Origin of the sequence: Roseococcus microcysteis, assembly GCF_014764365.1 — a bacterium.
Taxonomy (GTDB): domain Bacteria; phylum Pseudomonadota; class Alphaproteobacteria; order Acetobacterales; family Acetobacteraceae; genus Roseococcus; species Roseococcus microcysteis.
This window is the reverse complement of the sequence record NZ_CP061718.1, coordinates 2,528,695-2,551,638: the sequence shown is the minus strand read 5'-3', so window position 1 is coordinate 2,551,638 and position 22,944 is coordinate 2,528,695. Positions and strand designations below refer to the sequence as shown.

The following is a 22,944-nucleotide window of genomic DNA, read 5'->3' as shown; positions in this document are numbered from 1 at the left end:
CCCGATCGTCCTTTGTTTCCGGATATTTCCGCGCTACATTGCCGGGCTGACGGAGACGATGATGCCAGACACGGTGCTGCCTGCCGGCGAAACCCTCATGGACCGCGCGCTCCGCCGCGTCACGGGCCTGTGGCGCGACATGGCCGATCGCGTGGGAACGCGCGAGGCCGAGGCGCAGGACATCGCGGCCCAGATGCGCGCCTGCCTGGCGGGCAAGGGGGGTGAGGTCTCGGCCCGTGGCCGTGCCGCCCTGCTCGCCACCGCCTATCGCAGCCTGCCGCGCGAGGAGCGCCTGGCCTTCCTGCGCACCCTGGCCGGCTTCGATGCCGACCCGAAGGCGGTCGAAGGCGCCATCGCCGCCTGGAGCGCCGCCCCCGACCCCGCCGCCCGCGCTGCCGCCAAGGTGCAGATGCGCCGCGCGCTGGAGGCCCCGCGCATCCGCCTGCTGCAGCAATTCGCGGCCATTCCGGACGGCATGCGCCTGCTGGTGGATCTGCGCGAGGACCTGCTCCGCGCCGCCGAGGGCGACCCGCTGCTGCGCGCCCTGGAGGCCGACCTCCGCGGCCTGCTGGCCGCCTGGTTCGATGTGGGCTTCCTCGAATTGCGTCGCATTGACTGGAACAGCCCCGCCGCGCTGCTGGAGAAGCTGATCCGTTATGAGGCGGTGCACCGCATCGAAAGCTGGGACGACCTCAAGAACCGCCTCGATTCCGACCGCCGCTGCTACGCCTTCTTCCACCCCCGCATGCCGGAGGAGCCGCTGATCTTCGTGGAGATCGCGCTGGTGAAGGGGCTCGCTTCCAGCGTGCAGGCGCTGCTGGACCCGACGGCCGATGTGCTGGACCCCACCCAGGCCGATACCGCGATCTTCTACTCCATCAACAACTGCCAGCGCGGGCTGGACGGAATCGCCTTCGGCAATTTCCTCATCAAGCGGGTGGTGGAGGTGCTGGGGCGCGAATTCCCGAACCTCAAGCAATTCGCCACCCTCTCGCCGGTGCCGGGCTTCTGCCGCTGGCTGTCCAAGCGGGAGGAGGCGGGCGACACCACCTTGCTCACGCCCGAGGAGGCCAACGCCATCCGCGCCGCCAGCGGCGCCGCGCCCGAAGTCGCGCCGCTGACCGCGCTCCACCTGCTGCTGGGCCGCCGCAACCTGGATGCCGCGGCGAACAAGGCGCTGGAAGGCGTGCTGACGCGGCTCTGCGCCCGCTGGGTGGCCGTGGAGGCCGGGCGCGACCCCAAGCGCGCCGCCGATCCGGTGGCGCATTTCCACCTGTCCAATGGCGCGCGGGTGGAGCGGGTGAACTGGCGCGGCGACACCTCCGAGAAGGGCATGCGCGAAAGTGCCGGGCTGATGGTGAACTACCTCTACGACCCCGCCTTCATCGAGGACAACCACGAGGCCTATGTGGGCGAGGGCAAGCGCCCCATGGCCAATGGGGTGAAGAAGCTGCTGAAGGCCTGAGTCGGTATTTCGCTGGCGGGCCCGGGGGCCGCGCCGCTAGGCTCGCGCTTCATTCGCGCCGTGAGGTCCCCCATGGCACCACCCTTCGTCCGGCGGGCCCTGCTCGCCGCCCCAGCCTTGCTGGCCGCGCCCGCCCGCGCGCAGTCGCAAACCCAGCTCGACGTGCTGCTGGTGCTGGCCATGGATGCCTCGGGCTCCATCGGCGAGGAGGAGTTCCGCCTCCAGCGCGAGGGCTATGCCGAGGCCATCACCCACCCCGCCGTGCTGGCGGCCATCGCCTCCGGCCGACGTGGCGCCATCGGGCTGGCCGCGCTGGAATGGGGCACGCCGGGCGGGTCGCAGGTGGTGGTGGACTGGATGCGCGTGGGCGGTATCGCCAGCGCGCAGGATTTCGCCGAGGCGCTGCTGGGCGCCCCCCGCACGCCGCAATCCTGGAACGCCATCGGCGACGCCATCCACCACGCAAGCCACATGCTGCGCGAAGGCCCCTTCACCGGGGAACGGCTGGTCATGGACATCTCGGGCGATGCCGGGGACATGCGCAGCCACCGCCCCGCCCCCATCGCGCGGGACATCGTGGTGCGGCGCGGCATGGTGGTGAACGCGCTGGCCATCGCGCCCGGCGGCCTGACGCGCAGCGGGGAGAACCTGGCCGCCCTCTACGAACGCGACGTGATCGGCGGCCCCGGCGCCTTCGTCATGCAGGCCGACAGCCGCATGGACCTGACGCGCTCGCTCCGCGCCAAGCTGATCCGGGAGATTTCCTGAGCCGCCGAAGCCTCTGGCGTTTCCCGCATGCCGCGCGTTACGCTCGCCCCACAACCAGGGGATGAAACGCCATGCCGCGCCCGATATACCGCGCCACAGCCGCCCTGACCGCGGCCGTGATGCTCTCCGCCTGTGTCAGCACCCAGGCCGGGCGTATCGGCGCCGATGACGGGCGCGACGCCTGCCGTGCCGAGCTGGTGGCGCTGGACAGCACCGGCGATTTCTATGGCGAGGCCATCCTGCAGGGCGCCGCCATCGGCGCCGTGGGCGGCGCGCTGATCGGCGGCCTCGCCTCCGGCCGGTGGGAGGGAGCGCTGGTCGGCGCCGTCGCCGGCGGCGCGGCGGGCGCGGCCACGGGCTACTGGGTGGCCGTGCAGCGCCAGGCGCAGGACCAGGCGGCCGTGACGGCGCAGATCGTGAACGACCTCTCGCGCGAGAACGCGCAGCTCGACCGCACGCAGGTCGCCTTCAACCAGCTGATGGATTGCCGCTTCCACTCCGCCGCGCGCGTGCGGGTGGCGCTGCGCGACGGGCGCATCAGCCGCCCCGCCGCCCAGGCGCAGATGGCCGATATCCGCGCGCGGACCGAGCGCGACATCCAGCTCGCCCGCACCATCAGCGGCCGCATCGGCACCCGCGCGGCGGAGTTCGACACGGCCGTGGACAATGTGGTGCCCGGCGGCAAGGACAGCGTGCAGCGCGCGGTGGCCAGCCGGTCGCAATCCGTGCGCGTCACCGCGCGGCAATCCGTGCCGGTGCGGCTGACGCCCAGCAGCAGCAGCGCCGAGGTGGCGCAGATCAATGCGCGCGAGGTGGTCTCGGCCCGCCCCGGCCGCGACGGCTTCACCTTGGTCGAGACCTCCTCGGGCGTGCGCGGCTATGCGCCCACCTCGGCCTTCCAGACCACGCGCGGCCAGGCCGCGACGCTCGGCCAGTCGCCCGAAGTGGCGGGCGGCGACGTGCGCAGCCTCGCCGCCACGAACCTGGTGCGGCGCGAGGGCTTCAACGACAGCCTGGGCAATGTGGAGCGCCTCGCGCAGTCGGGTGGCTTCGAACTGGCGGGCTGATGCGGGCCGCCTGGCTCCTTCTCGCGCTCGGCCTGCTCTGGGCCGGCGCGGCCCGGGCCGACCCCCCGCGTGAGCCGGTGCTGCGGGTGGAGGCGGGCGCCCATAGCGCGCCCGTCTCGCGCCTGGCCACCGACGCGGCGGGGCGCATCCTCGCCTCGGTGGGGGATGACAAGACGCTGCGCCTCTGGTCCCTGCCCGATGGCGCGGCGCTGGGCGTGCTGCGCCCGCCCATCGGCCCGCGCGGCGAGGGTGAGCTCTATGCCGTGGCGCTGACGCCCGACGGCACGCGCGCCTTCGCGGCGGGCTTCACCGGCCATGGCTGGGACGGGGCCTTCGCCATCTACCTCTTCGACACGGGCAGCGGGCGGATGCTGGCGCGGCTGCCCGGCCTGCCGGCGCCGGTGCTGCACATGGCCGTCTCTTCCGACGGGGCGCGGCTGGCGGTGGCGCTCGGCGCGCGCGCGGGCATCCGCGTCTTCGACGCGCGGCAGGGCAGGCTGATCTTCGAGGACAGCCAGGGCTGGCAGGGCGCGGCGCGCATGGTGGCCTTCTCGCGCGACGGGCGCCTCGCCTCCACCTCGGCCGATGGGCAGGTGCGGCTGCATGACGGGCAGGGGCGGCGCGTGGCCGCCCGCGCCCCGGTGCAGGGCGCGCGACCCTATGGCGTGGCGTGGTCGCCCGATGGCACTTTGCTGGCGGTGGGCTTCGAGGACCGGCTGCGGGTGGAGGTGGTCTCGGGCACCGACCTCGCGCCGGTGCTGACGCCCGACACCTCGCGCCTGGTGGGCGAAGGATTGCCCGCCGTGACCTGGGCGGGCGACGGGCAGGGCGGCGTGCAGCTCCATGCCGCGGGCTATGCGCGGGCGGCCGCCGCCGTGCCCGGCCAGCCTACCTTCGTGGTGCGCCGCTGGGCGGATTTCGGCCTGGGCCCGCCGCGCGACATCCCCGCCGCGCGGGACGCCATCGCGCATCTGCTGCCGCTGCCCATGGGCGGCGTGGCCTTCGCCGCCGCCGATCCGGGCTGGGGGCGCATCACCCCCGATGGCGCGCTGGCGCATTCGCCCACCGCGCCCAGTGCCGATTTCCGTGCGACGGGCGGGCGGCTCATGGCCAGCGCCGATGGGCGGGTGCTGGGCTTCGCCCTGGCCCCGCACGGCCCCCGGCTGCGCTTCGACGCCGCCGCCGGGCGGCTGGAGCCGGGCGGGGCCGAGGGGCTGGCCGCGGCGCGGCGCGAGGCCCCGCGCCTGCAGGTGACCGATTGGCAGAACCGCGACCGCCCGCGCCTCAATGGCCGCCCGCTGCCCGAAGCCCCCGGCGAGTTCAGCCGCAGCCTGGCCATCGCCCCCGATGGCGAGAGCTTCCTGCTGGGCTGGGACACCGCGCTGCGCCGCTATGACCGCCAGGGCCGCCTCCTCGCCGAACTGCCGCTGCCCGCCACCGCCTGGGGCGTGGTGGCGCTGGAAGGGGTCGCCGTGGTGGCGCTGGGCGATGGCACGCTGCGCTGGATCGGCCTGGACGGGCCGCGCATGACGGAGCGCGCGGCCCTCTTCGTCCATGCCGATGCCGTGCGCTGGGTGATGTTCACGCCCGAGGGCCTGTTCGACCACGCCCCCCTGGGCGGGCAGGAGCTGGTGGGGGTCCATCTCAACAATGGCCGCGCGCAGACGCCGGAATGGGCCAGTTTCCAGCAGGCCTACCGTGCCCTTTTCGCGCCCGCCGCCGTGCGCGCCCGGCTGGCGGGTGATCCGCGCCCGGCCCAGGACCGCATGGCCGAACTCGGCGATGTGCGCGCCCGCATCGGCCGCCTGCCGGCGCTGGCGCCCGGCGAGGCCTGCGCCGTCACCCCCGAGGGCTGCGTGGCCCTGCCCTGGGGCACGGCGGAGCTGCCGGGCGAGGCGACGGCGCTGCGCCTTTCCTTCGATCTGTCCGACCGTGGCCTGGGGCTCGGCCCGCTGGATGTCATGGTGAATGGGCGGCTGGCCATGCGCAGCCCCACCGCGCCGGGCCGGGCCGAGCTGGAAGTGCCGCTCGACCCCGGGCCCAACCGCGTGGCGGCGCGGCTCTACGCCGACGACCAGGCGCTGTTTGCCGAGGGCCCGGCGCTGGAGCTGCGCCGCGCCGGTGCCGCCGCCACCACCCCCGGCGCGGGGCGCCTCATCGTGGTGGCGGTGGGCGTGGACCAATACGCGGTGCGCGAATTGAACCTGCGCTTCGCGGTGGCCGATGCGCGCACGGTGGTGGACACGCTGCGCGCGCGCGGCGCGGGCGTCTTCCGCGAGGTGGTGGCCACCCTGCTGACCGATGCCCAGGCCACCCGCGCGAACATCCTGGGCGCGCTGGACGCCGCGGCCCGGCTGGCCCGGCCCGAGGACACCTTCGTGCTGTATCTGGCGGGCCACGGCATCCGCGCGGAGGGCGACCGCCGCTTCCTCTTCCTGCCGCACGAGGTGGCCGCCCCCACCGCCGACATGCAGGCCCTGCAACGGTCCGCGCTGGACGAGGGCGCGCTGGTGGCGGCCCTGGCCCGCATCCGCGCGCGGGACGGGTTCCTGTTCATTGACACCTGCCATGCCGGGCAGCTCACCATTGATAGCCTGGCGGCGCTGGGCAACGAGACGGGGCGCTTCCTGCTGGCCGCCAGCACCTCGGTGCAGGAGGCGCTGGACAGCTATGACGACCGCAACGGCGTCTTCGCCTTCGCCGTCAGGGAAGGGCTGACCGGCCGCGCGCCGGCGGACCAGGAGGGGCGCGTCTCGGCGCTCGCGCTGGGGGAATGGGTGACGCGCCGAGTGCCGCAACTGGCGGCCGAGCGCCAGCACCGGCAGGACGCGGTGTTCCGCTCCGCCCAGCGCGACCTGCGCTCCTTCCCCCTGGCGGGGGCGCCGCGGTGACCGGCGCTTCCAGTGCGTCGCGCCTCCGGCCTATGCTCCCTGGGAAAACCAAGGGAGCGAGCGGTTGAGCGGCGCGCTGGAGATGACCCAGACCAGCCGGCTTCTGAGCATCAGCACCACGCTGGGGCCGGATGCGCTGGTGCTGCGCCGCCTCTCGGTGCGCGAGGCCATCGGCGCGCCCTTCGCGCTGTCCGCCGAGGTCATCTCCACCGAGATGGAGCTGGCGCCCTCCGCCCTCATCGGCAAGCCCGTGACCTGCACCATCACCACGGGCCATGTGGCCCCGCGGCATTTCCACGCCATCGTGCGCAGCTTCTCGCGCGTCGGGCCCTATGGGCGGGGCCTCGCCTCCTATGTGATCGAGGCGGTGCCGAGGCTGTGGATGCTCTCCCGCACCGGGGATTGCCGCATCTTCCAGGACAAGTCGGTCAAGGACATCGTGGGCACGATCCTGGGCGAGAACCAGGTGGCGCCGGTGCGCTGGGGCGGCTCGGTGCCCACCACGCCGCGCGGCTATTGCGTGCAGTTCAACGAGACCGACCTCGACTTCGCCCAGCGCCTGCTGGAGGAGGTGGGCTGCGGCTATTTCTTCGAACACACGGAAAGCGCGCACACCCTCGTCATCGGCGGCGCCAACGCCGACTATCCGCTGGTGCAAGGCGACCCCCAGGTGATCCGCCCCGATGCGGATGTGATGGGCGCGCTGACCGAATGGCGCCCCGTCTCCGCGCTGCGGCCCGGCAAGATGAAGCTGGACGACCATGACGGGCTGAACCCCTCCCGCCTGCTGGAGAAAGAGGCGGCGACGGTGCTGAACTCCCCCGGCGCCGCGGCTTTCGAGATCTACCAATGGCCCGGCGGCAGCGCGGCCCGGCCCGACGCGGACCCGGCCAAGCTCGGCATGGAGGGGTATGAGGCGGGCGCGGACCTCGTCTCGGCCTCGGGCAATGACCCCACCCTGTTCGCGGGCGGGCGGGTGCGCGTGCTGCACGGGCTGGACGCCACCTCGCCGCTGACCTGGCTGCTGAACGAGGTGGTTCACGAGGCCTATGACGAGACGCAGCTCGCGGGCGATGGCACCGCGGGCTATTCCAGCCGCCTGGTGCTGATGGCGGCCGACCGGCCCTGGCGCCCCGCCGCTCCGCGCCCGCGCCCACCCATGCCCGGCGTGCACAGCGCCATCGTCACCGGCGCGGCGGGCGAGGAGATCCATTGCGACGAATACGGCCGGGTGAAGGTGCATTTCCTGTGGGACCGCGCGGGCCCGCGCGACGACGCCTCCTCCTGCTGGGTGCGGGTGGCGCAGGGCTTCGCCGGCGCCTGGGGCGGGTCCTGGACCTTGCCGCGCGTGGGGGACGAGGTGCTGGTGGCCTTCGTCAGCGGCGACCCCGACCGGCCCGTCATCATCGGCAGCGTCTACAACGCCGAGCAGAAGCCCATCTACGCGCTGCCGGCCAACAAGACGCAATCGGGCTTCAAGACGCGCTCCAGCAAGGGGGGAGGGGCGTCCAACTTCAACGAGCTGCGCTTCGAGGACAAGAAGGGTTCGGAGGAGATCCACGTCCAGGCCGAGAAGGACATGACGCTGCTGGTCAAGAACGACCGCACCGAGACGATCAAGCGCCACCGCACCGAGACGGTGGACGGCAAGCACACCGAGACGGTGAAGCTCGACCGCAGCGCCACCATCACGCAGGGGAATGAAAGCCTGCTGGTGAAGATGGGGAACATGGACACCAAGGTCTCGATGGGGAACCAGTCCACGCTGGTGGAGCTGGGCAACATCTCGACCAAGGCGAGCCTCGGCAAGATCGAGATCGAGGCCTTGCAGTCCATCACGCTGACCTGCGGCGGCAGCAAGATCCACATGACGCCCATGGGAATCGAGCTGGAGGCCATGATGATCACGGTGAAGGCCTCGCTGAACCTCGAGACCTCCGGCGTGATGGTCACGCACAAGGCGAATGGCATCATGACCATCCAGGCGCCGCTGGTGAAGATCAACTGATGGCCGCCCCCCCCGACAAGACGCCCACCGACAAGATGGCGGTGCCGCTCGAACCCCTGCTGCCGCGCCTCGAACTGGACGAGGCCGGGCAGGAGGCCCTGCGTGGCCTGGCCGATGCCACGGCGGGCGTGGCGCGGCTGGTGGCGCTGGAACGCCACAGCGACGCCGCGCGCCTCGCCGCCCATGCCCTGCCCCGGCGCGAGGCGGTGTGGTGGGCCTGCATGTGCGCGCGCGCCATCCCCGACCCCGGCCGCAAACCGGTGGACGAGGCCGCGCTGCTGGCCGCCGAGGCCTGGGTGCGCCGGCCGGAGGAGGCGACGCGCCGCGCGGCCATGGCGGCGGCCGAGGCCGCGGCCTTCCGCAGCGCGGAGGCCTGGGCGGCGGTGGGGGCCTTCTGGTCGGGCGGCAGCATGGCGCCCGAGGGCCAGCCCGCCGTTCCCCCGGCCGAGCATTTGACGGGCGTGGCCGTGGCCGGCTCCGTCGTCCTGGCCGCCGTGCGCGTGCGGCCCGAGCGCGGGCCCGCGCGGCTGCTGCGCTTCGTGGCCTCGGCGCGCGACATCGCGGCCGGGGGGGCGGGGCGGATGGAACCGGAAGGGAACTGAGATGCCGCCGGCCTCACGCATCACCGACATGCATGCCTGCCCCATGTCCACCCCGGCGCCCGTGCCGGTGCCGCATATCGGCGGCCCTGTGCTGACCGGCATGCCCACCGTGCTGACCGGCGGGCTGCCCCAGGCGCGCATCACCGACCTGTGCATGTGCGTGGGCCCGCCCGACACCATCGTGAAGGGCAGCATGACCGTGCTGGTCGGCAACCTGCCGGCGGCACGCATTGGCGACAGCTGCGCGCATGGCGGGGCGCTCATCATGGGGTGGCCCACGGTGCTCATCGGCGGTTGAGGAAAGCGCCGCCTCTACCACCACGCGCTTGACGGCCGCCCGCCACGGCATGCCTACTGCGGCACGAGGGGAGGGTCGGGAATGGTGCTGGTGCTCTCGGTGTTGCGCTGTCCCGACCAGGCCGTGCCCGAGCAGCGGCAGGTGCCCGGCGGCGAATACACGCTCGGCCGCGGCATGGAGTGCGACTGGCCGCTGACCGACCCCGACCGCGTGCTGTCCAAGCGGCATTGCGCGCTGGAATACTTGGCGGGCGGCTGGCAGCTGCGCGACCTCTCCACCAACGGCACCTTCGTGAATGGCGCGGCCGAGCCCGTGGGGCGCGACCAGGTGCGGCCGCTGCGCGATGGCGACCGGCTGCGGCTGGGCGCCTATGAGATCGAGTGCCGGGTGGTGCAGGAGGCGGGCTTCGGCGAGGCGCGCTGGGCCAGCGCGAGCGCCCTGCCGGACCCGATGGCGCCGCCGCCGCCCTCCGACATTTTCGCCGCACCCCTGCCCGGCCTCGGGCCGGCCGGCGGCACCCCGGCCGGGGGCGCGCCGCTGCTGCCCTCCGACTTCGACCCCTTCGCGCCCGATGCGCCCAGCCACAGCCTGCCCGACCACCGGCCCGGCACGCAGGACGTGTTCATCCCGCCCCGCGCGACCACGCCGGACCTGCTGCCGGAGGATTGGAACACCCCGCCCGCGCCGCCCCGCGCGCCCGACCCCGCCGACCCCTTCGCGCATCTGCCCGACCCCTTCGCCGATGCGCCGCCGCCATCCGGCTTCAGGGCGACCCCGCCGGCCGCCGCGCCCCGCCCGCCGTCCCCTCCCGCCTTCACCGCGCCGCTGCCCGGGCTGGGCCCGGCCCCGGCGCCCTTGCCGGACCCTTTCGCGGAAGCGCCGCCACCCGCCGCCTTCACCGCGCCGTTGCCCGGGCTGGGCCCCGCCCCGGCGCCCTTGCCGGACCCCTTCGCGGAAGCGCCACCACCGCCCGCCGCCCCACCGCCGGACCCTTTCGCGGAGCCGCCGGGCTTCGCCCCCGTCGCGTCGCCGCCGCCCATGTCCCCGCCAGCGCCCGCGCCGCCGCCTCCCATGGCCATGCCGGGCGCCGATGGCGGCCTGCAGGCCGCGCTGGAGATCCTGTTGCGGGGCGCGGGCCTGCCCCCCGCCGCCCCGGGCACCGACCCCGCCGCCGCCATCGCCCAGGCGGGAGAGGCGCTGCGCGCGGCGGTGGGCGGGCTGCGCGCCCTGCTGATCGCGCGCGGGGATGTGAAGCGGGAATTCCGCATCGAGCAGACCATGCTCCGCGCCGCCGGCAACAACCCGCTGAAATTCGCCGCGACGGACGAAGCCGCGCTCCAGGCCCTGCTGGCCCCGCGCGGCGGCGGGCCGGAGGCGGTGCGCGAAACGGTGGAGGACCTCACGGCCCACCAGCTCGCCACCATCGCCGCCACCCAGGCCGCCGCCCGCGCCCTGCTCGCGCGCCTCGCCCCCGCGGGGCTGGAGGCCGAGCAGCCCACGGGCGGCATCTCCCTGCCCGGCGCGCGGGAGAAGCGCCTGTGGGAGGCGTATCGGCGCCTGCACCAGCAGGTGCAGGACCAGTTCGAGGATGATTTCGACAGCGCCTTCGGCAAGGCCTTCGCACGCGCCTATGAGCAGGCGACGCGCGGCGGCCGCTGAACGACGTTTTTTCTGGAGGTCCGGCAGGCGGCATGGCGTGGAACGACAAGGTCGTCTGGCAGGAGGGCATGTTCCTCCGCGCCCAGCACTTCCAGCAGCAGGACCGCTATTTCGAGGCGCTGCTCCAGGCGCGCGCCGCGCCGCTGCGCCCGCACCCCTGGGGCATCACGGAACTCGCGCTGGACCGCGACCTGCTGGCCGCCGGCAAGTTCGCCCTGTCCAACGTGGCCGGCATCCTGGAGGATGGCACGCCCTTCGCCATCCCGGGCAGCGCCGACCAGCCCCCGCCGCTCGACCTGCCGGAGGGCACGCGCAACCAGGTGGTCTATCTCGCTTTGCCGGTGCGCCAGCCGGGCAGCCCGGAGGTGGCCGCCGGCGTGGAGGATGGCGCGGGCCGCGCGCGCTACGGGCTTTCCGCCTTCGACGCCTATGACACCCATTCGGACGCCACCCTGCCGGCGCAACTCGCGCTCGGCCGCCCGCGCCTGCGCTTCATGCTGGAGAGCGAGGAACGCGCGGGCTTCACCTGCCTCGGCCTCGCGCGCATCGTGGAGGTGCAGGCCGACCGGCGCGTGGTGGTGGATGACCGCTTCATCCCGCCCTGCCTGCGCGCCTCGGCCGTGCCGCCGCTGGCCAACATCCTCTCCGAACTCGTGGGCATGCTGGGCCAGCGGGCCGAGGCCCTGGCCGCGCGCCTCTCCCAGCCCGGCGCGCGCGGCGTGGGCGAGGTGGCGGATTTCCTCCTGCTCCAGGCCATCAACCGCAACCTGCCGCTGCTGGCGCACTACGCCGATGCGGGGCTGGTGCATCCGGAGGAGCTGTTCCGGGTGCTGGTGCAGCTCGCCGGCGAACTCGCCACCTTCACGGCACCCGACAAGCGCGCGAGCGCCTATCCGGCCTATCGGCACGACGACCTGCAACGCAGCTTTGCGCCCGTGATCGCGGACCTCCGCCGCAGCCTTTCGGCCGTGCTGGAGACGACGGCGGTGGAAATCCCCTTGCAGGAGCGCAGCCACGGCGTGCGCGTGGGCCCCATCCTGGACCGCAACCTGCTGCGCGGGGGGCAATTCGTGCTGACCGTGATGGCCGACATGCCGGCCGAGAACACGCGGCGCCTCTTCCCCAACCAGGTGAAGATCGGCGCGGTGGAGCATATCCGGGAACTGGTGCACGTGGCCCTGCCCGGCATCATCGTGCGGCCCCTGCCGGTGGCGCCCCGGCAGATCCCCTTCCACGCGGGCGCCGTCTATTTCGAGCTGGACCGCGGCTCACCCCATTGGCAGCAGATGCAGACCAGCGGCGGCTTCGCGATCCATGTCTCGGGGGATTTTCCCAATCTGCGCCTGAGCCTCTGGGCCATCCGGGCGGATCGGTGAGGAGGCGGCGGCGATGAGCGACAACCCCTTCGGCGAACCGGACGACGCGGACCGCACCGTGATCCGTGGCGCGGGCGGCGCCGCCCCGCCGCCCCGCGCCGCCACGCCTCCGCCCATGCCCATGGGAGCCGCGCCGCGCGCGCAGCCCCTGGCGGGCGAGGCCGAGGCGCTGCCGCGCGTGGGGCCGGGGCCGCTGGCCGCCGCCGCCTCGCCCTTGCTGGAAATCCTGGCGCGCGTGGCCAATGCGGGCCTGGCCGGCGCCCCCAACCCGGAGGAGCTGCGCGAGCGCACGCTGCGCGCCTTCCGCCAGTTCGAGGCCGATGCGCGGGCGACCGGTGCCAGCGCCGAGGAAATCCGCGCCGCGCATTATGTGCTTTGCGCCGCGCTGGATGATGTGGTGCTGGCCACCCCCTGGGGCGCGCAATCCGCCTGGTCGGTGAAGTCCATGGTGTCGAGCTTCCACCAGGAAACCCGCTCGGGCGAGCGCGTCTTCGACGTGCTGACGGCGATGATGAAGGACCCGGGCCGCTTCAAGGGCACGTTGGAACTGACCTACCTCGCGCTCTCGCTCGGGCTGCAGGGGAAGTATCGGCTGATGCCGCGCGGCGCGGCGGAACTCGATCGGGTGCGGGAGGGGCTGTACCAGCTTCTCGTCCAGATCCGGGGCGAATGGGAACGGGAACTTTCGCCGCGCTGGCGGGGCGTGGACGCGCCGCATCGCGGGCCCTCGCGCTCGGTGCCGGCCTGGGTGGCGGGCGCCTTCGCGCTGGCGGCGCTCGGCGGTGGCTGGTGGTGGCTGGGCGGCGGGCTGGGCGCGGCGGCGGATGGGCTCTATGCGCGCATGGCGGCCCTGCCGCCCGGCGCGCCGCCTTCCATTGACCGCACGGCGCCGCCCGTGCCGCCCGCGCCGCCGCCACCCCCGCCGCCCACCGCCACGCCGCGCCCCGACGTGGTGCCGGTGCTGCGCCGCTTCCTGGCGCCCGAGATCGCGGAGCGGCTCGTCACCGTCGAGGCCGATGCGCAGCGCGTCATGGTGCGGCTGCGGAACACGGGGATGTTCGCCTCGGCCTCCGCGAGCGTGGAGCCGCGCTACCAGGACATATTGCGCCGCATCGGCGAGGCGCTGCGCGAGGAACCCGGCCAGGTGCTGGTGCTGGGCCATTCGGACAACGTGCCCATCCGCACCGTGCGCTTCCCCAACAACCAGGCGCTGTCCGAGGCGCGGGCGCGGGACGCCATGCGCATCCTGGTCGCGGCCAATGGCGACGCGTCGCGCTTCACCGCCGAGGGCCGCGCGGAAGCCGAACCCCTCGCGCCCAACACCACCGCCGAGGGGCGCGAGCAGAACCGCCGCGTCGAGGTCGTGCTGCAAAGGGAGGCCCGGTGATGCGCGCCTTCGTCACCATCCCCGCCTTGGGTGCTCTGCTGGGCGTGATCCTGCTGGGCGTCGTCGCCTGGATTTTCCTGCCGCTGCTGGGCGAGGCCTTCGACAGCATCTTCCTGCGCCTGCCGGTGGTGCTGCTGTTGCTGCTGGCCTGGGCGGGCTTCTTCTTCTGGCGCGGCCGCCGCGCCGCGGCGCGCGACGCGGGGCTGGTGGAAGCCGCCGCCGCGCCCGACCCCCAGGCCACCCGCAACGCCGCCGCCGCCGAGGAAGAGGAAGCCCTGCGCGGCAAGCTGACCGAGGCGCTGGCCAAGCTGAAGGCGGCGACCGGCGGCAAGGGCGGGCATCTCTATGACCTGCCCTGGTATGTCATCATCGGCCCCCCGGCTCGGGCAAGACGACGGCGCTGCTGAACAGCGGCCTGGAATTCCCCCTGGCCGAGGGCCGCGTGGCCGGCGTCGGCGGCACGCGCTTCTGCGACTGGTGGCTGAGTGAGCGCGCGGTGCTGATTGACACCGCCGGCCGCTACACGACGCAGGACAGCGACGCGGCGGCCGACAAGGGCGGGTGGGAACGCTTCCTGGATTTGCTCAAGAAGAACCGACCGCGCCAGCCCTTGAACGGGGTGCTGGTGGCCTTCGGGGTAGACATGCTGGCGAAGCTGGACGCCCCGCAGCGCGAGGCCCATGCGCGCTCCGTCCGCCGCCGCGTGAAGGAGCTGGAGACGCGGCTGGGCCAGCGCCTGCCGGTCTATTTCCTCGTGACGAAAAGCGATCTGCTGCCCGGCTTCATCGAGTTCTTCGACGACCTCGACAAGACGCAGCGCGAACAGGTCTGGGGCTTCACCTTCCCGCCCAGCGCGGCACCCGAGGGGCTGGCCGCGCAGTTCGGCACCGAGTTCGCCGCGCTGCAAGAGCGCCTGATGGCGCGGTTGATCGAGCGTTTGCAGAACGAGCGCGGGCCGGCGCAGCGTTCGCTCATCGCGGGCTTCCCGGCGCAGTTCGCCTCACTGGAGGGCGCGCTCTCCGCCTTCGTGCAGGCGGCTTTCGGCGGATCGAAGCTGGACCCAGCGCCCTTCCTGCGCGGCGTCTATTTTACGTCCGGCACGCAGGAGGGCACGCCGCTCGATCGGCTGGCGGGGGCGCTGTCGCGCAGCTTCGGCCTCGACCCCGCGCGGCCCGCGGGCATCATGGGCCAGCGCGGCCGCGCCTATTTCCTCGGCCGACCACTGCGCGAGGTGGTGTTCAACGAGGCGCGCCTGGCCGCCAACGACACGGGCGCCGAGAAGCGCCGGCGCCTCGTGCAGATCGGCGCCTGGGCGGCCGCGCTGCTGCTGGTGCTGGGCGGCGGCGCCTGGGGCTGGATGGCGAGCGGCACGGAGGAGGCGCGCAACGCACGCCTCGCCACGGCCGTCACGGCGGCCGAGCAGGCCGGCGCCGGCGCGCCGCTGGACCGCGTGACCAGCCCCGACCTCTCGGGCGTGCTGGGCTATCTGGAGGCGGCGCGCGCCCTGCCGCCCGCCGCCTCCGGGCCGGGGCCGGGGCTGGGCCTCAGCCAGGAGGAATTGCTGGAGCAGGGCGCGCAGAGCGCCTATCGCCGCGCGCTGGACCGCGTGCTGCTGCCCCGCCTGCTGGCGCGGCTGGAGACCCAGATCCGCGAGGGCATCCAGCGGCCGGAATTCCTCTACGAGGCCGTGCGCGTCTATCTGATGCTGGGCCGCCAGGGGCCGCTCGACCGCGCGCTGGTGCGCGAATGGTTCGCGCTGGACTGGCAGACCACCTTCCCGGGTGCCGTGAACCAGCCGGGGCGCGAGGCGCTGGCGCGGCATCTCGACGCCATGCTGGCCTCGCCGCTCGCGTCCTATCCGCTGGATGGCGCGCTGGTGGACCAGGCGCGGCGCGTCTTCTCGCGCCTGCCCATGGCGCAGCGCGTCTATGGAAGGCTGCGCCCGCTGGCCGAGAACGTGCCCGCCTGGACGCCCGCGCCGCATCTGGGCCCCGCCGGGCAGCGCTATTTCGTGCGGCCCTCGGGCCGGCCGCTGACCGAGGGGGTGCCGGGCCTCTTCACCATCCGGGGCCTCTACACGGCGGTGCTGCCGCGCCTGCCCCAGGCGGTGCTGGAGGCGGCCAGCGAAAGCTGGGTGCTGGGGCCCGAGGCGGCGACCGGCGGCGCCGGCGATCCGCGCCGGCTGGAGGCGGACATCCTGGCCCTCTACGCCGCCGACTACGTCCGCGCCTGGGAAGCCCTGCTGGGCGACCTGGTGCTGCCGCCGCTGACCAGCCTGAACGCCTCGGCCGAGGCGCTGAACCTGCTCGGCGCGCCCAATTCGCCGATGAAGGATCTGCTGCGGGCCATCGCGCGGGAACTCTCGCCCGGCACGGCGCCGGAGGGCGTCGCGGCGGCGCAGGGCGCGGCCGCGCAGGCGGCCCAGGCGGCGGCGCAGGCGGCGGGGGCCGCGGCCTCACGCCTGGCGGCCGCGGTGGGCGCGGCGGCGGGCGAGGGGGGGCCACCCTCGTCGCCCGGGTGGTGGAGCCGCATTTCCAGCCGCTGCGCGACGCCGCCGGCCCGCCCATTGACGGCGTGCTGGCGATATTGAACGACCTCTACGTGCAGGTGGCGCGGCTGGCCAATGCGCCGCCGGGCACGGTGCTGCCGCCCTCGCCCGGCCTCGATCCCGGGCAGCGGCTGCTCTCCGAGGCGCAGCGCCAGCCGGAGCCGCTGCGCTCCTGGCTGACCTCGCTCGCCCAGGCCACGCAGCGGGCGCGGGCGGGCGGCGCGCAGGCGGCCATCGCGGCGGGCGGGGCGGCGCAACTTGGCCCCTTTTGCCGGGGGCTGGAACAGCGCTTCCCCTTCCGCCGCGCCATGAACGCCCCCGACATGCCGGCGGGCGACTTCCTGCGGATGTTCGGCCCCGGCGGGCTGATGGACAGCTTCTTCGCGCAGAACATCCGCCCCTATGCGGACGTCACGCAGAACCCCTGGCGGCCGGTGGCGGCGGAGGGTCTGGCGCCGCCCATCTCGGCGGCGGACCTCGCGCAGTTCCAGCGCGCCCAGGCCATCCGCGAGGCCTTCTTCCCCGGTGCGGGCTCCACCGGCTTCCGCTTCCAGCTCATCCCGCAGGGGATTTCGGCGGCGGCGACGGGGGCGGTGCTGGAGGCCTCCGGCGCGCAGCACGCGCTGACGCCGGGGGGCGGCGGGCGGCCCATCGAGCTGGCCTATCCGGCCGAACACCCCGTCACGCTGCGCTTCGACCCGCCCTCCTCGGCGGGCGATCTCAGCTTCGACGGGCCCTGGGCCACGCTGCGGCTGGTGTTCCTCAGCCGCGTGATCGCCACGCGCGACCCGGACCGCTTCCGCCTGACCGTCACGCGGGGCGACCGCAGCGCGGAATTCCTGCTGGTGGCGCAGAGCAGCGTGAACCCCTTCGGGCTGCGCGAATTGCTGGAATTCCGCTGCCCCGCCCTGCCGGCCCCCAACTGATGGCCACCGGGCTGTTCGGCAAGCTTCCGGCGCATGGCGACTTCGTGCGCCGCGCCTTGCCGCGCGGCTTCACCGACCCCTGGGATGACTGGCTCTCGCGCGGGATGGAGGCGGCGCGCGCCGCGCTCGGCGAGGATTGGGCGGCGGCCTGGGAGGCCACGCCCCCCTGGCGCTTCCGCCTCGCGCCAGGCGCCTGCGGGCCGCACGCGGTGATGGGCGTGCTGGTGACCTCGGCCGACCTGGTGGGGCGGCGCTTTCCGCTGACGCTCGCCGCCGTGTTGCCCGCCGCCGCCCTGCCGGCGCCGCCCGAATGGTATGCCGCGCTGGAGGAGGCCGCGCTGGTGGCCCGCGCGGGCGGGCTGGACGCCGATGCGCTGGCCGCGCGCCTGCCCCCCGCCCCGCCGGACGATCCCGACGCCACGCTGGACGGGCGCAGCCTGTTCTGGAGCGAGGGCCTGGCCCCACGCCCCATGCCGACGGATTTCCTCTCGCTGCTGGCGGTGCCTGCATGAGCAGCTCCGCCGCCACCCACCCCGGCGCGGTGCGGCCGCGCAACGAGGACCAGGTGGTGGCGCGGCCCGATCTCGGCCTCTGGGCCGTGGCCGATGGCGCGGGCGGCCATGGCGCGGGCGAGGTGGCGAGCGGCGCCATCGCCGAGGCGCTGGAGGCCATCCCGCCCGGGCTGACGGCGGCCGAGATGCTGGCCCAGGTGCGGCTGCGCCTCGCCGCCGTGCATGCGGCGCTGCGGGTGCGGGCGCTGGCGCGGGGGCCGGGCGGCATCATCGCCTCGACGGTCGTAGTGCTGCTGCTGCGGGGCGGGCATTTCGCGGCCCTCTGGGCCGGGGACAGCCGCCTCTATCTGCTGCGCGAGGGCGTGCTGCGCCGCGTGACGCGGGACCATTCCGCCGTGCAGGAGATGGTGGATTCCGGCCTGCTGGCCGAGGCGGAGGCCGAACGCCACCCGCACGCCAATGTCATCACCCGCGCCGTGGGGCAGGAGGGCGAGGTGGTGCTGGACAAGGTGGCTGAGCGCCTGCTGCCGGGCGACCAGTTCCTGCTGTGCAGCGACGGGCTGTTCAAGGATCTGCCGGAGGCGGGGCTGGGTGCCATGCTGGCGGCGGGGATGGAGGCGCCGGCCTTCATCGAGGCCGCGCTGCGCGCCGGTGCCCGCGACAATGTGAGCGCGGTGGTGGTGCGCGTGTGACCGATGCCGGGACGCGCCCGGCACCGGCCGCGCGCGGCGGTCAGGTCAGTTCGGACTTCGCGATGTCGTAGATCACGTGGCCCGTCGTCTTCGACTCGAACTTGTCGTTGATGTCGAGATATTCGCTGTCGATCTTGGTGAAGTTCAGGCTGATGCTCTCGGTCGGCCGGTCACCGCCGGAGGAGATGCTGTAGCCCGAGACCAGCGTGTCGGTCAGGATGTACTTCTGGAACGAGACGTGCTTGCCGTTGTTGTCGGTCTGGGTCAGCTCGATCTTGGTGACCACGGCCTTCCCGCCGATCGCGGCCTTGAGGATGAGCGGCGAGGCGATGTCCATCGTCTTGGTGACGACGATCTCGCTGACGGAGGGGGCCGTCGCCTCGCGCTTGGAGCCGCCGCCCACGCCGGAGGAGATGCCGCGGCCCACGCCGAACTGGAAGGAGTTCACCTCGATCCAGTCCTTGTGGGTGAGCTGCGTGGTCTCTCCCTTGATGTCGCCCAGCTTCAGGAAGATAGCCATGTCGTTTCCACTCCGCGCGCCGCGCCCTTTGGGCCGGTTCCCACCCCGCGGCGGAGGGGTGGGACCGGTGGTTGGATCGGCGGGCACATCCCGCCAACCTGAAAGTCACGCGCCAAGAACACCTCTCCGCACGGGTCTTCCCGCGGAGGGCGGCTTTCGGCTCGCCATGGCCGGAACCTGTGCCATCACCGATGGGTGGCACGGCGAACGGGCGCACCTGCCGAAGTTACAACATCTCTAGTCCAGGTTGTAGCTGAAACTGCCATCCGCCCCCAGCCCGACCGCGACACGGGAAATGGGCTGCCCCTCAGCCAGACGCGCGAGAATGCCGGCCGACAATTGGGGAAGCAATGTACGATTGAGGATATTCTCGATGTTGCGTGCGCCGCTCTCGACTTCGCGGCAACGCTCCACGATGGCCAGTGGCACGGCCTCATCCACTTCAAAGGCCACGCCGTAGCTTTCGCGCACCCGCTTGCCGATACTGGCGAGCTTGAGGCCCACGATCTGCTTCAGCACATGGTCGGCCAACGGGTAGTAGATGACCACGTTGCAGCGGCCGAGGAAGGCGGGCTTGAACACCTTCAGCAAATCGGGGCGCAGCGCCTCCACCAATTGCTCGGGCTCCGGCGCCGTGTCGGGGTCGGCGCAGAGCTTCGCGATGGTGTCCGTGCCGGCGTTGGACGTCATGATGATGACGCAGTTCTTGAAGTCGATGTCGCGGCCTTCGCCGTCCTTCATGTTCCCCTTGTCGAAGACCTGGTAGAACACGTCCTGCACGCCCGGGTGGGCCTTCTCCATCTCGTCCAGCAGGATCACGCTGTAGGGGCGCCGCCGCACGGCCTCGGTCAGCACGCCGCCCTCGCCATAGCCCACATAGCCGGGCGGGCTGCCCATGAGGGTGGCGACCTTATGCTCCTCCTTGAACTCGCTCATGTTGATGGTGGTGAGGTTCTGCTCACCGCCATAGAGCAGGTCCGCGAGCGCCAGCGCCGTCTCGGTCTTGCCCACGCCCGAGGTGCCGGCCATCAGGAAGACGCCGATGGGCTTGCGCGGATCGGCCAGGCCCGCGCGGTTGGTGCGGATGGCCTCGGCGATGGCGGCCAGCGCGTGGTCCTGGCCCACGACGCGCCGCATCAGCTGGTCCTGCAAGGTCAGCACGGACTTGATCTCGTCGCCCGCCATGCGGCCGAGCGGGATGCCGGTCCAGGTCGCCACCACCTCCGCCACCGCCTGGCCGTCCACCACGGGGTGGACCAGCGGCTCCTCGCCCTGCAGGGCGTGGAGCTCCTCGGTCACCTTCGCGAGTTCGGCGCGGGCGGCCTCGGTGTCGTGGCCCTCGGCCGGGGTTTCCAACCCCTCGCGCAATTCGCGGATGCGGGTGACGAGGGCCTTCTCCTGCTCCCAGCGCGTCTTCAGCGCTTCCAGTTCCGTCTCGACCTCGCCCTGTTCCTCGGTCAGCGCCGCGATGCGCTTCGCGTGGTCGCCGCCGGTCGCCGTCTCGCGCCCCAGCGCCGACAACTCCGTGGCGATCAGCGCGAGGCGCCGCGTGCGGTCCTCGATGGCGGCGGGAATGGCGGCCTGGCTCATCGCCACCCGCGCGCAGGCGGTGTCCAGCAGGGAGACGCCCTTGTCCGGAAGCTGGCGGGCCGGGATGTAGCGGGCGGAAAGCCGCACCGTCTCCGTCACCGCCTCGTCCAGGATGCGGACGCCGTGATGCTTCTCCAGCGTGGCGACGAGGCCGCGCAGCATGGCGTTCGCCAGCGGCAGGGTGGGTTCCTCCACCTTCACCACCTGGAAGCGGCGGGTCAGCGCGGCGTCCTTTTCGAAATACTTCTTGTATTCGGCCCAGGTGGTGGCGGCGATGCAGCGCATCTCGCCACGGGCCAGCGCGGGCTTCAGCAGGTTCGCCGCGTCGTTCTGGCCGGCGGCCCCGCCCGCGCCGATCAGCGTGTGGGCCTCGTCAATGAACATGACGACCGGCTGGGGCGAGGATTTGGCGGCATCAATGACGCCCTTCAGGCGGTTCTCGAACTCGCCCTTCACGCCGGCGCCCGCCTGCAACATGCCGAGGTCGAGCGACATGACCCGCACCTTCGCCAGCGCCTCCGGCACGTCGCCCTGGGCGATGCGCAGCGCCAGGCCTTCCACCACCGCGGTCTTCCCCACGCCCGCCTCGCCGGTGAGGATCGGGTTGTTCTGTCGGCGGCGGGTGAGGATGTCCACCATCTGCCGGATTTCGGAATCGCGGCCGAGGATCGGGTCGATCTTGCCGGCCTTCGCCTGGGCCGTGAGGTCCGTGCAGAACTGCTCCAGCGGCCCGCCGGCGCGGGGCGCGCCCTCGGTGGGCGTGGCGGCGGCACCGGGCGCGGGGGCGCCGGCCTGGCCCGCCTCCTCGCTGCCCTTGGTGATGGCGTCGAGGTTCTTCCGCAGCGAATCGGGGGCGATCTTCAGCAGGCTGGGCGCGCTGTCCCTCACGTTGCGCGCCAGCCCCTCATCGGCCAGCAGCGCGGCCAGCATGTGGCCGCTGCGGATGCGGCCCTGGTTCGCCTCCAGGCTGGTGATGAGCCAGGCCTCGCGCAGCCAGGCCACGATGTCGGGCGAAAGGCCGGGCGCGCGGCCATTGCCGGTGCGCATCTTGTCCAGCGCGCGCGTCAGCTCGGCCAGCACCGCGCCCGCCTCCACCCCCGCATCCTTCAGGATGGCGGTGACGTCGCTGCCCGGCGCCTCGACCAGCTTGAGCAGCACATGCTCGGCTTCGACATTGTAGTGGGTGCGGGCCACGGTCAGGCCCAGCGCCGCCTCGAACTGGCGCCGCGCGACATCGGTCAGCCGCGCAACGAGGGATTTCAGGTCAATGGCCACCATGAAGCCCGTTCTCCTCCCGCCCTGGTTGCGGCGTGCAACCGGAGGCTAGGGTCAGGCCGCGCGGCCTGTCCAGCGGCGCCGTTGCTTGGGGCGTTTCCATCGGCGTCCGGGCGAGGCTAGCCTGCAACCAAAGGCAGGAGTGGCCAGGCGATGAGCGAGGACGTCGTGGATGTGGCGGCGCTGGTGGCGCCGCTGGGCAGCGGGGATGGCGCGGGGGAATTCCTGCGCGACGACAAGTCCGCCGCCTCGCTCTACTACCGGCTGCGTGACGCCGTCTCCGGCGCGCGCGACGAGGACCGCGCGCGTGACAGCGAGGAGGGTTCGGAAGGCGCCGTCTCAGAGGGTTGGCGCCAGGTCCGCAAGCTGGGCGTGGAGGCGCTGACCGACCGCACCAAGGATTTCGAGGTGGCGGCCATGCTGACCGAGGCGCTGGTGCGCCTGGAAGGGCTGCGCGGCCTGACCGCCGGCGCCAAGGTGCTGACGGGGTTGCTGGAGCAGCACTGGGAGGCCGGCCACCCCCTGCCGGACGAGGACGGGCTGGACGGACGTTCCTACCCGCTGGGCGGGCTGGATGGCGGCGACCGCGACGGCACGGTGATGCAGCCCTTGCGGCGGGTGGTGCTGTTCGAACGCCCGGGCGGCGGCCCGTTGACCCTGCACCAGTATGAGGCCGCGACCGAGACCGCCGGCATCGCCGACGAGGAGCGGCGGGAGCGGCGCTACGCCCAGGGCGTGCTGCCGCTGGACACCATCGAGACCGAGGCGAAGTTCCGCCGCGACGCGCTGTTGGCGCTGGTGGCGCAGGTGGAGGCGGCGCGGGCCGCCTGGCAGGCCTATGCCGAGCAGGCGGATGCGCGCTTCGGCGTGGAGGCGCCCTCCACCCGCCGCGTCAGCGGGGTTCTGGAGCGCATCGCGGAGGTGGCGCGGCGGCTGCTGGGCCCGGCGGCGGAGGTGGCGGAACCGGTCGCGGCCGAGGCGGCAGCGGCCATGCCCGGCGTCGCGGCCGCGGCCGGGCCGGCGCCGGCCATGGGCTTCGCCGTGCCGCCCGGCGCCGTGGCCTCGCGCGAGCAGGCGCTGGAGATGCTGGAGAAGATCTCGGAGTTCTTCCAGAAGACGGAGCCGCATTCCTTCCTGGCCTACACCCTGGCCGACGCCGCGCGGCGCGGGCGCATGACGCTGCCCCAGCTGCTGGAGGAGGTGTTGCAGGACGAGACGGCGCGGACGGCCATGCTGACCGCCCTGGGCATCCGCCCCACCCCGCCGGAGTAGCCGCCCCCGCAGGTTCACGCGGGGAGGCGGCGTCGCGGCTTCTCGTTGACGGCGCGAAGGGCTTCGACTTACGCTCGCCTTCGGGTTG

Annotated in this window: 18 protein-coding genes; 16 read left to right on the top strand and 2 right to left on the bottom strand. The window is 73.3% G+C overall.

Annotated elements, in window-relative coordinates:
* Positions 1 to 58 precede the first annotated feature (58 nt).
* The 15 genes from ICW72_RS12310 to ICW72_RS12240 all read left to right on the top strand — a co-directional run bounded on the left by ICW72_RS12310 (position 59) and on the right by ICW72_RS12240 (position 18,199).
* The gene (locus ICW72_RS12310) at positions 59 to 1,465 is read left to right on the top strand and encodes a malonyl-CoA decarboxylase (protein WP_223880561.1); all 1,407 of its coding nucleotides are present in this window, start codon (positions 59 to 61) and stop codon (positions 1,463 to 1,465) included.
* Positions 1,466 to 1,525: 60 nt separating this feature from the next.
* Positions 1,526 to 2,233, top strand: coding sequence for a DUF1194 domain-containing protein (locus tag ICW72_RS12305; RefSeq protein WP_223880560.1), 708 nt, complete (start codon positions 1,526 to 1,528; stop codon positions 2,231 to 2,233).
* A 71-nt stretch (positions 2,234 to 2,304) separates the two neighbouring features.
* Positions 2,305 to 3,300, top strand: coding sequence for a YMGG-like glycine zipper-containing protein (locus tag ICW72_RS12300; RefSeq protein ID WP_191082975.1), 996 nt, complete (start codon positions 2,305 to 2,307; stop codon positions 3,298 to 3,300).
* The gene (locus ICW72_RS12295; RefSeq protein ID WP_191082974.1) at positions 3,300 to 6,191 is read left to right on the top strand and encodes a caspase family protein; all 2,892 of its coding nucleotides are present in this window, start codon (positions 3,300 to 3,302) and stop codon (positions 6,189 to 6,191) included. The genes ICW72_RS12300 and ICW72_RS12295 overlap by 1 nt, the downstream gene beginning before the upstream one ends.
* Before the next feature lie 82 nt (positions 6,192 to 6,273).
* Positions 6,274 to 8,199 carry a type VI secretion system Vgr family protein gene (locus ICW72_RS12290; protein ID WP_191082973.1) on the top strand — a complete coding sequence of 642 codons (1,926 nt, stop codon included), beginning with the start codon at positions 6,274 to 6,276 and terminating at the stop codon, positions 8,197 to 8,199.
* Positions 8,199 to 8,801, top strand: coding sequence for a DUF6931 family protein (locus ICW72_RS12285; protein WP_191082972.1), 603 nt, complete (start codon positions 8,199 to 8,201; stop codon positions 8,799 to 8,801). Before ICW72_RS12290 ends, ICW72_RS12285 begins: the two co-directional genes overlap by 1 nt.
* A gap of 43 nt (positions 8,802 to 8,844) precedes the next feature.
* Positions 8,845 to 9,099 carry a PAAR domain-containing protein gene (locus ICW72_RS12280; RefSeq protein WP_223880559.1) on the top strand — a complete coding sequence of 85 codons (255 nt, stop codon included), beginning with the start codon at positions 8,845 to 8,847 and terminating at the stop codon, positions 9,097 to 9,099.
* 81 nt (positions 9,100 to 9,180) lie between these two features.
* Positions 9,181 to 10,758 (top strand): type VI secretion system-associated FHA domain protein TagH, encoded by a 1,578-nt coding sequence (tagH, locus tag ICW72_RS12275; protein WP_191082970.1) that lies wholly within the window; start codon positions 9,181 to 9,183, stop codon positions 10,756 to 10,758.
* A 32-nt stretch (positions 10,759 to 10,790) separates the two neighbouring features.
* Positions 10,791 to 12,134 carry a type VI secretion system baseplate subunit TssK gene (tssK, locus tag ICW72_RS12270; protein ID WP_191082969.1) on the top strand — a complete coding sequence of 448 codons (1,344 nt, stop codon included), beginning with the start codon at positions 10,791 to 10,793 and terminating at the stop codon, positions 12,132 to 12,134.
* Between the two features lie 13 nt (positions 12,135 to 12,147).
* Complete coding sequence (gene tssL / locus ICW72_RS12265; protein ID WP_191082968.1) at positions 12,148 to 13,521, top strand: type VI secretion system protein TssL, long form; 1,374 nt, start codon at positions 12,148 to 12,150, stop codon at positions 13,519 to 13,521.
* On the top strand, positions 13,521 to 13,928 hold the full coding sequence (locus ICW72_RS12260) for a hypothetical protein (RefSeq protein ID WP_191082967.1): 408 nt from the start codon (positions 13,521 to 13,523) through the stop codon (positions 13,926 to 13,928). Before tssL ends, ICW72_RS12260 begins: the two co-directional genes overlap by 1 nt.
* On the top strand, positions 13,877 to 16,111 hold the full coding sequence (tssM, locus tag ICW72_RS12255) for a type VI secretion system membrane subunit TssM (protein WP_191086246.1): 2,235 nt from the start codon (positions 13,877 to 13,879) through the stop codon (positions 16,109 to 16,111). Before ICW72_RS12260 ends, tssM begins: the two co-directional genes overlap by 52 nt.
* Positions 16,039 to 16,995, top strand: coding sequence for a type VI secretion IcmF C-terminal domain-containing protein (locus ICW72_RS12250; RefSeq protein WP_191082966.1), 957 nt, complete (start codon positions 16,039 to 16,041; stop codon positions 16,993 to 16,995). The genes tssM and ICW72_RS12250 overlap by 73 nt, the downstream gene beginning before the upstream one ends.
* Positions 16,995 to 17,507, top strand: coding sequence for a type VI secretion system-associated protein TagF (gene tagF / locus ICW72_RS12245; RefSeq protein ID WP_191082965.1), 513 nt, complete (start codon positions 16,995 to 16,997; stop codon positions 17,505 to 17,507). The genes ICW72_RS12250 and tagF overlap by 1 nt, the downstream gene beginning before the upstream one ends.
* Positions 17,504 to 18,199: a PP2C family protein-serine/threonine phosphatase gene (locus ICW72_RS12240; RefSeq protein ID WP_191082964.1), complete on the top strand. Its 696-nt coding sequence runs from the start codon at positions 17,504 to 17,506 to the stop codon at positions 18,197 to 18,199. Before tagF ends, ICW72_RS12240 begins: the two co-directional genes overlap by 4 nt.
* A gap of 40 nt (positions 18,200 to 18,239) precedes the next feature.
* On the opposite strand, the gene ICW72_RS12235 is transcribed toward ICW72_RS12240, so the two are convergent.
* A complete protein-coding gene (locus ICW72_RS12235; protein WP_191082963.1) occupies positions 18,240 to 18,719 on the bottom strand; it encodes an Hcp family type VI secretion system effector in 480 nt (159 codons plus the stop codon).
* A gap of 237 nt (positions 18,720 to 18,956) precedes the next feature.
* Positions 18,957 to 21,587, bottom strand: coding sequence for a type VI secretion system ATPase TssH (gene tssH / locus ICW72_RS12230; RefSeq protein ID WP_191082962.1), 2,631 nt, complete (start codon positions 21,585 to 21,587; stop codon positions 18,957 to 18,959).
* Positions 21,588 to 21,737: 150 nt separating this feature from the next.
* Between tssH and tssA the strand changes: the two genes are divergently transcribed.
* Entirely contained in the window at positions 21,738 to 22,856 is a 1,119-nt protein-coding gene (gene tssA / locus ICW72_RS12225) for a type VI secretion system protein TssA (protein WP_191082961.1), read from the top strand.
* The last annotated feature ends 88 nt before the right edge of the window (positions 22,857 to 22,944 follow it).

What these genes read in the sequence shown, in the direction of transcription:
- tagF (WP_191082965.1), top strand. Translation starts at nt 16,995, where the DNA reads ATGGCCACCGGGCTGTTCGGCAAGCTTCCGGCGCATGGCGACTTCGTG.
- ICW72_RS12235 (WP_191082963.1), bottom strand. Translation starts at nt 18,719, where the DNA reads ATGGCTATCTTCCTGAAGCTGGGCGACATCAAGGGAGAGACCACGCAG.
- tssK (WP_191082969.1), top strand. Translation starts at nt 10,791, where the DNA reads ATGGCGTGGAACGACAAGGTCGTCTGGCAGGAGGGCATGTTCCTCCGC.
- ICW72_RS12260 (WP_191082967.1), top strand. Translation starts at nt 13,521, where the DNA reads ATGCGCGCCTTCGTCACCATCCCCGCCTTGGGTGCTCTGCTGGGCGTG.
- ICW72_RS12310 (WP_223880561.1), top strand. Translation starts at nt 59, where the DNA reads ATGATGCCAGACACGGTGCTGCCTGCCGGCGAAACCCTCATGGACCGC.
- tssH (WP_191082962.1), bottom strand. Translation starts at nt 21,587, where the DNA reads ATGGTGGCCATTGACCTGAAATCCCTCGTTGCGCGGCTGACCGATGTC.
- ICW72_RS12295 (WP_191082974.1), top strand. Translation starts at nt 3,300, where the DNA reads ATGCGGGCCGCCTGGCTCCTTCTCGCGCTCGGCCTGCTCTGGGCCGGC.
- ICW72_RS12285 (WP_191082972.1), top strand. Translation starts at nt 8,199, where the DNA reads ATGGCCGCCCCCCCCGACAAGACGCCCACCGACAAGATGGCGGTGCCG.
- ICW72_RS12280 (WP_223880559.1), top strand. Translation starts at nt 8,845, where the DNA reads ATGTCCACCCCGGCGCCCGTGCCGGTGCCGCATATCGGCGGCCCTGTG.
- tssL (WP_191082968.1), top strand. Translation starts at nt 12,148, where the DNA reads ATGAGCGACAACCCCTTCGGCGAACCGGACGACGCGGACCGCACCGTG.
- ICW72_RS12300 (WP_191082975.1), top strand. Translation starts at nt 2,305, where the DNA reads ATGCCGCGCCCGATATACCGCGCCACAGCCGCCCTGACCGCGGCCGTG.
- ICW72_RS12290 (WP_191082973.1), top strand. Translation starts at nt 6,274, where the DNA reads ATGACCCAGACCAGCCGGCTTCTGAGCATCAGCACCACGCTGGGGCCG.
- ICW72_RS12240 (WP_191082964.1), top strand. Translation starts at nt 17,504, where the DNA reads ATGAGCAGCTCCGCCGCCACCCACCCCGGCGCGGTGCGGCCGCGCAAC.
- tssA (WP_191082961.1), top strand. Translation starts at nt 21,738, where the DNA reads ATGAGCGAGGACGTCGTGGATGTGGCGGCGCTGGTGGCGCCGCTGGGC.
- tagH (WP_191082970.1), top strand. Translation starts at nt 9,181, where the DNA reads ATGGTGCTGGTGCTCTCGGTGTTGCGCTGTCCCGACCAGGCCGTGCCC.